We start from the raw sequence: 10,063 nt of genomic DNA, 5'->3' as shown, positions 1-10,063 counted from the left end.
GCTTTGAACAGCGTAATACTCCGCTCGCGGCGTCAAGCCGTCAAAGCGCCATACACCGCCGCCTTGATCCGTAGGAGCAATTCCTGTTGGCGTGCCGTCTTGCCTATATAGCTCAACAGTCGCTCCATTAAGCACATTGCTAACATCCACATAACCAATGCCCGGCGTTGCGGAAGGCGTCCGCAGAGAAACCGACGTAAAGGCCGAGTTGACGCTTTCCTCCGACCCAACGGTCTGGGTAACGAAAAAGCCCAGACTGTTCGGCACCACATTCGCAAATGTATAGGAGGAATCCGTTACTCCGGCTGCTGTGTCAACCGGCGTTCCGTTCCATAGATAAAGCTTCAGCGTGGCCCCTGATGTAAAGTTGCTCACCTGTATGCTTTCTTCTCCCCCAATCGTTGTTGGGGCGTCCGGAATGTCAGGCAGCGCCGTTACTACACTAGAACCCAGGCTGTTCACATTATTTATGCTTTGAACAGCGTAATACTCCGCTCGCGGCGTCAAGCCGTCAAAGCGCCATACACCGCCGCCTTGATCCGTAGGAGCAATTCCTGTTGGCGTGCCGTCTTGCCTATATAGCTCAACAGTCGCCCCATTAAGCACATTGCTAACATCCACATAACCTATGCCCGGCGTTGCGGAGGGCGTCCGCAGAGAAACTGACGTATAGCTCGAGTTGACGCTTTCATCAATCCCAACGGTCTGGGTAACGAAAAAGCCCAGACTGTTCGGCACCACATTCGCAAATGTATAGGAGGAATCCGTTACTCCGGCTGCTGTGTCAACCGGCGTTCCGTTCCATAGATAAAGCTTCAGCGTGGCCCCTGATGTAAAGTTGCTCACCTGTATGCTTTCCTCTCCCCCCACAGTAACCGGAGGATCGGGCTGCGCCGCAAATACGGAATACCCTGGCATCATTACGAGAGCCAGACAAAGCCCAACCAAAATCACGCTTCTAAATGCAGACTTCTTATTCAATAGGCATCCCTCACTTTAGGATCGATGATTTTCATGCAATTCTATCATTCGACAATAATCGACTATTTCCTTTATGATTCAACGCAAAGTTGAAAATGTTTTTGGTGTAAAGCACTCATAGCTTTTATGTGCTGAACTTGCTGAACTCCACATCCCTTAGCGAACTTGACTTCTACCTGGGCATCCTCCAGTTCCTTGCGGAAGCGGTAGCCTTCTTCAACGCCAAACGCTTCAACATCATTAAGGCGGAAGCCCTTCATCCCTACGGCTGTAATGCCAGCTTCCTCTTCCTCAAAATACATGGGAACATGATAAATTTCACCGTCCTTGCGTACCAACCAAGCAGCCGTCGCCATTTGAGATTCGTAGAAATCAACAAGCGTAGCCGTAGTCCCTGCCCATGCCTCTTCCTCGCCCTGCCGGCTTACATCGTCATAAAAATGATCCAGATAAGCCAAGGAAGCCTCCACCATCTTGTCTTTGCGGACAGAGCTGCCAAAAACGGGACTCCTCGGTTCGTTTACCTTAAGCGAAAAGCTGCCTATGCTGGTATAGTCCGATTCGGGCCATGCCTGCTGCTCCGAATTTATTTCCCCCTCGGTGTAGACGATGCCGTCATTTGCGCTAAACGGGATAAGCCATTCCTTCGTCGGCAAGCTGGCATAGACGTTTCCTTCATAGCTTCGAATTTCGATATCGATGGATTGGCCTACGGATTTGCCAATATAGGAATCAAAGCTGACGTTCTCCTCCAAAGCTCCTGTTGTATTTTCGGGATAATACCATAACCGATAGTTGATATATTCATCCAAAGACTGCTGAAGGTTGTCCATCGTATATGGAGCCGGCAACAGGGCATCCTCATCGTTAACCTGCGTCACTATGAATGGAGTTTGGCTGACAATAACATTTTCTGTTCCTCCGCAAGCTCCAAGCAGCATTGCTGCCATTACTACCGTAAAACCCGCTCGTTTCACTTCTATTCTCCTCCTCGAAAGCATGTTGATGCCCAGATTATAACAACTAAACGGAAGCATGAATAAATAAGTTGCAATTAAGGACGATATTCCCATTTCATACGATTAATAGGCCATCTGAACATATGAAAAGCCCTCGGCTGCTTGTGAAAACTGCCGAGGGCTTTAGCTTTGTCTTGCTTTGTCTTGCTTAGTTTTGGCTCGTTAACGTCACCGTTGCCGTTGCCTGATTCCACTTCACGTCCATACCCAACGCTTCGCCCAGGAAACGAACGGGCACGACCGTACGGGAGTTAATCGTTTTGGCCGGAACATCAAGCTCCACTGCCGTTCCGTTGACATAAGCGATGTTGCTGCCAATGGTAAGCACAACTGTTGTGTCATCCTTCACCAAGGTTGCTGTCCGGGCAGCGGCATCCCAAGTCAGCTTCGCTCCCAAAGCTTCCGCAACGCCATATACCGGAGACAATACTCTTGCATTTTCTTTTACTGCTTTTTGATCGCTGAATACAACTCTTTGGCCATCCACTACAATGGAAATTCCGTTAGCTTCGGTATTCGGCAGGGTAACCTCCGCCGATGTCTCCGGCAGTGCCGTTACCTCGCGGCCCAGCTGCTCCTGAAGATTGGCAAGCCGGTTAAGGGCGAATGTCATAATGGAGCCGGATGCCATTACGCCTCCGTTGCCTCCTAGACCGCCGCCCCCTGCTCCGCCGGGGAAGCCGTTTCCTTGTCCGGCGTTGCCGGGATCTGGCCTTTGGCCATCTTGCTCCGCGCCGGTTGGCGGAGTTTGACCCTGCGTACCGTCTGGCGGAGTCATTCCGTCAAAACCTTCCGGCGGCTCCTGCCCCTCAAAGCCTTCCGGCGGGGTCAGTCCGTTTTCCCCTTGTGCAGGGACCGTTCCGTCTGGCGGCGTCATTCCGCCAAAAGCGCCGTCAGTCTCATTTTGAGCGGAATAGGTTAAATTGGATTGGAACTGCTCCATGGTATAAAACTTTGTTGGGTCCGCTTCAACATAAGGAGAGATAAGGTCGCCCAGTTCCGTGATCCGGTCCTGGATCGTCTCCATGTAATCCACCAATTGCTCAACGTAGTTCAAATAACGTGCCTTGTACTCCTCAACCTCCAGCAGGTTATTGATGAGCGGGGCATCCTCCATATTAATGCCTAACACCGGCACGTCGATTGATGCCGTTACCGCATTCGTGTTACTTCCGGTGCCGCTGCCGCTTCTGCCGCCTGTTGCGGTATAACCGTTAAAAGACATGTTATAGTCCCATGGGATAACCGTATATTTGCCGCTTGCGTCACCGTACAGCATATAGTTTTGCGCCTTGTCGCCGTTATAGCTGTCATAGTTGCCGAGAACAGCGTTGGCCGCAATATATTTTAACGCCGAATCCACGTCCAGCACGCTTTCAATATCGCCTTTTTCACCGTCCGGCATTTCATTCAACACCTGAATAAAATATTTCAGGGAGGCTTTGTCATCCTTGATGCCCAAATCGCGCGTTATGGTGTCATAGTCGCTGTTTTCATCATATACAAGCGTGCTTCCCGCATCCGTATCGTACAAAACGCCGCTTTCATAATCGGCTCCGACATTACGAGCCAAATAGCTGTCGTCCACCGCTTCAACTCCGGTATAAAAGCCATAAAGCTCGCCGTTAACATAAAGGTTCACAAAAACAGTCAAGGGAGAATCCAGCCCGATTGCCTTCAACGCCTCATAATGAAGGTATTCTCTCAAATAAGAAGGGTCCGAATAATTGTTGTTCAGGGACAGCTTGTCCAGTCCCAGCCACGTTTGGCTTTTGTCATATTTGTCGAACTTGAGCCTGAAGCTGTAACGATCGGAATCCGTCATTGCGGCAACCGATTTAAGAGTCAGGTTGCCTTTGGTCGAGAAACCTACGTTTTCAATCACCGTGCCGTCGATATCTACAGTGACATTTTTGTAGTCCTTGTCGAGAGGGCTTGCCAGAATGCTGTCCCAATCCTCGTCAGTGATGGTCACATTAACGTCAATAACATTGTCACCCGCAAAAACACTTTCGTACGCCTGCTTGATTCCGCCTTCAGCCGCAGCTGCCTTTTGCCCCGCCAGACCGGGAAGGGCGCCTACCACAAGCGCCAGCGCAAACATCAGCAATGCTGATTTTTTCAACCATTCTTTCATCTTCAATTTACATTCTCCTCCTTCAACGCATAAAGCTATACGCCGTTTGTTATGCCGTTATCGTAAATCATGAATCTTAAAAAAATCTTAAACAAACGGCGGAAGGAGGTTTTTATTCAGTTTTATTCAGTTTTATTCTTTTATTCAATTGTTGTCTTTTATTCAATTGAGGACTTAATAGTAATCATCGACGTCGAACTCGCGATCCCGATAGTAGTATTTGCGGTCTGCCTCCGTAATTTCCCGGATGACCTTGCAAGGGCTTCCTACAGCTATGACATTGTCGGGGATATCCTTGGTCACAATGCTGCCGGCGCCGATGACAACGTTGCTGCCGATCGTTACGCCCGGGTTGATAATGACATTCCCGCCAATCCAGACATTATCTCCGATCGTAATGGCAATTCCGTATTCGTAGCCGGAGTTTCTGGAATCGGGATGAATGGGATGGCCCGCCGTATAAATCGAAACATTGGGCGCAAGCAACGCATTGTTGCCTATCGTCACCTTGCCAACGTCCAAAATCGTACAGTTGAAATTGGCGTAAAAGTTATTGCCCACCTCAATATTGGTACCGTAATCGCACCGGAACGGAGGCTCGATGTTAATATTTTCTCCCGCTTTTCCCAAAATGGATTGAACCAGCTCATTCCTTCTCTCATGCTCATCCGGTCGCAGCTGGTTATATTCCCGGATTTTCAGCCGGCACTCCGTTCGTTCTTCAGTCAAGCCGTCCAGCCAGGCTTTATATGGAAGTCCTGCAAGCATTCTTTCCTTCTGATTCATTCCATGCTCATCCCTTCGCTCTTGAAATCAAAATCTCATTCTCCTTATAGTTCCTCATGCGCCGCTCCCGATACCTTCTTTGGACTTCCTGAGAGCAAGATTAACTTTTTCAGCGCTAAAAAACATAAGTGCAAGAAAAATCAGCAATACAAGCGGAAACAAGGCAACGCTTGTTTTTGTCGCCAGTATTCCGAACAGTGGGGGAAGAAATGTGCTTCCCGTATACGCAACAGCCATCTGATAGCCCATCAGCCTTGCGGAATTTTCCTTGCCAAACCTCGTTGGCGTCTCATGCAGAAGCCCCGGATAGATAGGGGCCAACCCTAGACCAACCAGAATAAAACCCGCGAGCGAAAAAAACGCAGGCAGCGGAAGAATCAACAGCAATCCTCCGGTAATGGTCACAAGCTGTCCGGTACGTATAAGCACGACATTGGAAACCTTCATTGTTATAAATCCGGTAATCAGCCGTCCTATCGTAATGCCGCCATAATACATGGATATCCAGCCTGCCGCAGTTACAGCCGTTACTTCCCTCACGCCGACCAGAAAGCTGGCGCCCCACAGTCCCACCATGCTTTCGGCTCCGCAATATAGCAAAAATGCCGCCAATGAAGGCTTAATGCCTTTGATGGCAAATAAATTCGTTTTTGCGGCAATAGCTGCCTTCTCGGTGGTTGCCTTAGTCGTTGAAGCAGCTGCATCAGCGCTTGTACCTGCTCCATGACGATTCGCTGCGCCGACAGTTGCGGCATTCCTAGCTTTTTCTTCGCTGGATAGGCTGCGGTCCTCATTCTGTAATGCGTTCGCCAAATTGTGCTCCGCAGCCACACGTTTCCAAAGAGGAAGGGCCAGGAACAATACAACGACCAGCGCAAACTGTACCATCGCTACCGTGGCATAGCCTCCTCGCCAAGAGTCGCCCGCAATATATGCGGACATGATTAGAGGGCCCATCGTTGCGCCAACCCCCCAAAAGCAATGCAGCCAGTTCATATGATGCGCTTTGTAATTTTCAGCCACGTAATGATTCAATCCCGCATCGACGGCTCCCCCGCCCAAGCCGAGAGGAATAGCCAACAGCACCAGCCATATAAATGACGGAGCGGCCGAAAAACCAAGCAGCGCCCCTGCCGTCAGAATACAGCTAATCAAGCACACTTTTCCGACGCCAAGCTTCCCGACGATTGTCCCGCTCGCCAAGCTGGATACAATGGTGCCGCCCGCAATAATCATTGATAAAATTCCGGCGGAGCCAAAGGACGCTCCAATTTCCGGCTGCATTACAGGCCAAGCCGAACCCAGCAAAGAATCCGGCAATCCCAGGCTTATGAATGCAAGATAAATAATAACTAAAAACCAGGTTGCCATTCCTGCACCTCTCCAAAGATTATTTAATAAATATACTTTATAAAGTATATTTATTAAATATGCAATAGAACCCCTATGAAGTCAAGCAATAAAAATTGGTCATACAGGCTGGCCCCATCAACACTGTAAACCGTAACAACCATAAGCTAGCGCAACTGGAGGAGTTCCGGGCGTTGCGTGCCAAGAGAAGTGTGACTGGACGCTAGCGAAGCAGGAGGAGTGCCGGACTCTACGCGCCACGAGGCATGTAACTAAGCACCGTTTGATGATAGGAGTGTGATTGGGCGCTCGTGATCGGGGCCTGTGCATCTTCAAACGACAGGCAAACGTAAACCAGGCTCCAGCTCCCTAAGCGTCAACCATCGCATCCCATATTCAAAATCCCGCTGAAAGGTTTCCTGAATCACAATTTCGGGATAAGAAGGCATAACATGCTTCAAGGAATATGCCCCCCAGGCTTGACTCAAAACCTCTGCGTTTCCCCTATCCTGATAGACGACAATTTTATGCGGGGCCAACATTACGTTGATGCTATGAATCATATGGCATGCCGCATCTCCAAACTCGGCATCCCCAAGCTGTTGGTACCAGTCCGGGCTTCCTGGAAGAAACTTGACCTCTCCAGCCATGCCGTTTTTGCCTTTGACAATTTTTCCATCCAGATAAATACCCATACCAGGCGGATGATTATGTGGAAAATAGATGCCGATTACGCATTCATCATCATCCAGATCGTAACCGGAGCAATATCCGCTGATCGCGGCATTGATATCATTCTCAACCATAACCGGCAATCCGAATTGCCCCTGCAGCTCCTCTACCATACGATATCCCGTCAGCTCCGGACGGCTGGAGACGATAATTTCTCCGTTAACGGTTTGCCCCGGTATGCCAACGCCAATTACTTTAACGGAGGGGTGCTGCTCCAAAATCCGCCCGATCGCCTCGTAAAAACGAGGAGAGTCAAATTCAGGCATCAAGTGTTCTTCCTTCAGCAAAATACGGTCATCCAAATTGACAACCGTCGCGGAGAGCAGAACCTGGCCTTGCTTCTCTTTTATGTACATAACAAGCGCATGACTATAATCATAGTTATACCGGTACGTGAGCGCGGGCCGGCCCCCGCTGGACGGAGCAATTTCGTCCTCGATAATCTCCCCGTATTCATTTAACTCCTTCACAAGGGAATTGATCGTAACAACGCTAAGCTTGGTCAGTTCGGCCAATTGCGGCTTTGTCGCCGTCTCCACCCGCCTCATAACCTGCCGAACATGGTTAAGGTTCATCTCTTTCATCAAGTTGGCATTGGCCATGCTCCTCCTCCTTTCTGTGTTTTCATAATTGCATTGCATTTAGGTATTCTCGATAAAATACCAAAACCCTCCAACATCCTCAACACATTTTTTTAACTAACGGTCGTTAAATTATTGACATTCAATTTCTTCCCCCTTTATAATAAGCCTTAATCATTACATGTCAAGGGAGCGATCAGCATTAAAAAAAGAGAACTTACTTCCCTCCAACTCATAGAAGCCGCGTTTGAGCTATTTGTTGAGTTCGGACTTGAAAAAACAAGCTTGGGCATGATTGCGCAGAAGGTGGGAATAACCAAACCGTCGATTTATTATCATTTTTCTACAAAAGAAGAATTAATCCGCCAAGCCTTCGATTACATCTTTAAGGATCATTATTTTAAATCTTATTTTCAGAGCGAAGAGATTTATCGCGATAATTTTACGGAATGTCTCTATCAAGGCGGCCTAAACATGCTGCCGGACGCGGATAAAAGCCATAATGCGGTCTTACGCGTATTAAACGAGTTTGCGACGCTCGCTGAGCGCGATGAGATGTATCGGACACGCTTATCCGCAATACAACAAGACTTTTTAACCGGATTTCAACAGTTGCTGGAAATTGGTGCCGAGCTGGGAGCCGTTACTTCAGGCAACCTGGCGTATAAAGCGCATCTCCTTGCGTTGTCCATTGACGGCATTTCCAGATGCAAGCTAATGGGTATCGATATGGATTATGAAGGGGTTTGGAAGGAAGCCGTAAACAGTGTTTTGAAGGAAGACTTCATCATCCCGAGGAATAACTAAAACAAAGGAATGAGGTGCCTTCATTGAAATATTTCATTATTACAGGAACGTCCAGAGGTATTGGAGAAGCGATGGCGCAACAACTGATGAGCAAGCAGCACAATAAAGCCGAGGATATCATTGAAAATGTAACCATCAATTTGTTGGCTCCCATGGTCACCACTTCAAACTTTATCAAACATACGCAGGGTTGGGCGACGGATAAACGCATCATGAACATATCGTCAGCTTCAGCCAAATTTTTGCTGCCGTCGCAAAGCTGCTACAGCACGTCCAAAGCCGGTCTGGACACCTTTTCAAAAAGTATTCATCTGGAGCAATGCGGCAAGGATCATCCCGTGAGGATCGTCTCCGTATACCCGGGTATGATCGATACCGCCCTGCAAGCCGAAATTCGAACGATAGACAGAGCAGCTTTTCCTTACGTGGACCAATTTGTTCAACTCGCTCAAGAAGGAAAGCTTCAAACCCCTGCAGCTACAGCCACACAATTGATTATTCTTCTTGCAAGCGAACAATTCGGCGATACCCCGCTAATTGAAGAATTGTAATCAAACCTAAACATGATGGTACAAAAAAACGAGCCCTTTATCCAGAATGGATAATGGACTCGTTACACGTTATCGGGATGACACGATTTGAACATGCGACCCCCTGGTCCCAAACCAGGTGCTCTACCAAGCTGAGCTACATCCCGTAAAATGGCGCGGCCTAAGAGATTCGAACTCCTGACCTTTTGATTCGTAGTCAAACGCTCTATCCAGCTGAGCTAAGGCCGCAAATAAAAAAATGGAGCGGAAGACGGGAATCGAACCCGCGACCCTCGCCTTGGCAAGGCGATGCTCTACCGCTGAGCCACTTCCGCAAATGATGGTGCGGTCAAGAGGACTCGAACCTCCACGTCATTGCTGACACTAGAACCTGAATCTAGCGCGTCTGCCAATTCCGCCATGACCGCATATGAAGTTAAAAGTGAGCCATGAAGGACTCGAACCTTCGACACCCTGATTAAAAGTCAGGTGCTCTACCAACTGAGCTAATGGCTCATACTACTATGGCTTTGGATTCCCTATAATGGTTATCCGTTGCATATGTGTGTAATGGGGCGATCGATGGGACTTGAACCCACGAATGCCGGAGTCACAGACCGGTGCGTTAACCCCTTCGCCACGACCGCCATATGGTGCCGTCGAGAGGACTTGAACCCCCAACCTACTGATTACAAGTCAGTTGCTCTACCAGTTGAGCTACAACGGCGTATGAAATTTGAATGGTGGCTCGGGACGGAATCGAACCGCCGACACGAGGATTTTCAGTCCTCTGCTCTACCGACTGAGCTACCGAGCCAAAATGGCGGAGCTGACGGGATTCGAACCCGCGGTCTCCTGCGTGACAGGCAGGCATGTTAGGCCTCTACACCACAGCTCCACATCTTATGCACCTTGGGAATTACCAAGGAATTTTGGTTGCGGGGGCAGGATTTGAACCTGCGGCCTTCGGGTTATGAGCCCGACGAGCTACCGAGCTGCTCCACCCCGCGATATTATTATGGTGGAGGATGACGGGATCGAACCGCCGACCCTCTGCTTGTAAGGCAGATGCTCTCCCAGCTGAGCTAATCCTCCAAATGGTGACCCGTAGGGGATTCGAACCCCTGTTACCTCCGTGAA

Annotated in this window: 8 protein-coding genes and 11 tRNA genes; 2 read left to right on the top strand and 17 right to left on the bottom strand. The window is 49.1% G+C overall.

The features are described from left to right. The 6 genes from ACX93W_RS26045 to ACX93W_RS26020 all read right to left on the bottom strand — a co-directional run. The coding region (locus ACX93W_RS26045) for a hypothetical protein (RefSeq protein WP_459395285.1) at positions 1 to 981 on the bottom strand (981 nt) is incomplete at its 3' end. Positions 982 to 1,052: 71 nt separating this feature from the next. Continuing rightward, entirely contained in the window at positions 1,053 to 1,958 is a 906-nt protein-coding gene (locus ACX93W_RS26040; protein WP_459395284.1) for a hypothetical protein, read from the bottom strand. Between the two features lie 190 nt (positions 1,959 to 2,148). Beyond that, positions 2,149 to 4,137, bottom strand: a complete 1,989-nt coding sequence (locus ACX93W_RS26035) for a CotH kinase family protein (protein ID WP_459395310.1) — start codon at positions 4,135 to 4,137, stop codon at positions 2,149 to 2,151. Positions 4,138 to 4,311: 174 nt separating this feature from the next. Continuing rightward, complete coding sequence (locus ACX93W_RS26030) at positions 4,312 to 4,923, bottom strand: sugar O-acetyltransferase (RefSeq protein WP_459395283.1); 612 nt, start codon at positions 4,921 to 4,923, stop codon at positions 4,312 to 4,314. 54 nt (positions 4,924 to 4,977) lie between these two features. Further along, positions 4,978 to 6,294, bottom strand: a complete 1,317-nt coding sequence (locus tag ACX93W_RS26025) for an MFS transporter (protein WP_459395282.1) — start codon at positions 6,292 to 6,294, stop codon at positions 4,978 to 4,980. A 311-nt stretch (positions 6,295 to 6,605) separates the two neighbouring features. Next, positions 6,606 to 7,607 (bottom strand): ROK family protein, encoded by a 1,002-nt coding sequence (locus ACX93W_RS26020; RefSeq protein WP_459395281.1) that lies wholly within the window; start codon positions 7,605 to 7,607, stop codon positions 6,606 to 6,608. 174 nt (positions 7,608 to 7,781) lie between these two features. On the opposite strand from ACX93W_RS26020, the gene ACX93W_RS26015 reads away from it, so the two are divergent. Both ACX93W_RS26015 and ACX93W_RS26010 read left to right on the top strand, forming a co-directional pair. Next, on the top strand, positions 7,782 to 8,393 hold the full coding sequence (locus tag ACX93W_RS26015) for a TetR/AcrR family transcriptional regulator (RefSeq protein ID WP_459395309.1): 612 nt from the start codon (positions 7,782 to 7,784) through the stop codon (positions 8,391 to 8,393). A gap of 14 nt (positions 8,394 to 8,407) precedes the next feature. Beyond that, a complete protein-coding gene (locus ACX93W_RS26010) occupies positions 8,408 to 8,944 on the top strand; it encodes an SDR family NAD(P)-dependent oxidoreductase (protein ID WP_459395280.1) in 537 nt (178 codons plus the stop codon). A 72-nt stretch (positions 8,945 to 9,016) separates the two neighbouring features. Here ACX93W_RS26010 and ACX93W_RS26005 read toward each other — a convergent pair. From ACX93W_RS26005 to ACX93W_RS25955, 11 genes are all read right to left on the bottom strand, one after another. After that, positions 9,017 to 9,090, bottom strand: a tRNA-Pro gene (locus ACX93W_RS26005). Positions 9,091 to 9,095: 5 nt separating this feature from the next. Further along, positions 9,096 to 9,172: transfer RNA gene (locus ACX93W_RS26000), tRNA-Arg, on the bottom strand. An 11-nt stretch (positions 9,173 to 9,183) separates the two neighbouring features. Beyond that, a tRNA-Gly gene (locus ACX93W_RS25995) sits at positions 9,184 to 9,258 on the bottom strand. A 6-nt stretch (positions 9,259 to 9,264) separates the two neighbouring features. Next, a tRNA-Leu gene (locus tag ACX93W_RS25990) sits at positions 9,265 to 9,351 on the bottom strand. Positions 9,352 to 9,366: 15 nt separating this feature from the next. After that, positions 9,367 to 9,439 (bottom strand) — tRNA-Lys (locus ACX93W_RS25985). A 55-nt stretch (positions 9,440 to 9,494) separates the two neighbouring features. After that, a tRNA-His gene (locus ACX93W_RS25980) sits at positions 9,495 to 9,570 on the bottom strand. A 4-nt stretch (positions 9,571 to 9,574) separates the two neighbouring features. After that, positions 9,575 to 9,650: transfer RNA gene (locus tag ACX93W_RS25975), tRNA-Thr, on the bottom strand. A gap of 14 nt (positions 9,651 to 9,664) precedes the next feature. Beyond that, positions 9,665 to 9,740: transfer RNA gene (locus ACX93W_RS25970), tRNA-Phe, on the bottom strand. Between the two features lie 4 nt (positions 9,741 to 9,744). Next, a tRNA-Asp gene (locus tag ACX93W_RS25965) sits at positions 9,745 to 9,821 on the bottom strand. Positions 9,822 to 9,856: 35 nt separating this feature from the next. Beyond that, positions 9,857 to 9,933, bottom strand: a tRNA-Met gene (locus tag ACX93W_RS25960). A 9-nt stretch (positions 9,934 to 9,942) separates the two neighbouring features. Further along, positions 9,943 to 10,018: transfer RNA gene (locus ACX93W_RS25955), tRNA-Val, on the bottom strand. Positions 10,019 to 10,063 lie beyond the last annotated feature (45 nt).

This window comes from Paenibacillus sp. CAU 1782 (genome assembly GCF_054551715.1).
Note: the sequence above shows the minus strand (reverse complement) of the source record. Positions and strands in the feature narration are given on the sequence as shown.

Bases quoted from the DNA above. Each gene is read 5' to 3' on its own strand.
- ACX93W_RS26035 (WP_459395310.1), bottom strand. From the start codon at position 4,137: ATGAAAGAATGGTTGAAAAAATCAGCATTGCTGATGTTTGCGCTGGCG.
- ACX93W_RS26030 (WP_459395283.1), bottom strand. From the start codon at position 4,923: ATGAATCAGAAGGAAAGAATGCTTGCAGGACTTCCATATAAAGCCTGG.
- ACX93W_RS26025 (WP_459395282.1), bottom strand. From the start codon at position 6,294: ATGGCAACCTGGTTTTTAGTTATTATTTATCTTGCATTCATAAGCCTG.
- ACX93W_RS26020 (WP_459395281.1), bottom strand. From the start codon at position 7,607: ATGGCCAATGCCAACTTGATGAAAGAGATGAACCTTAACCATGTTCGG.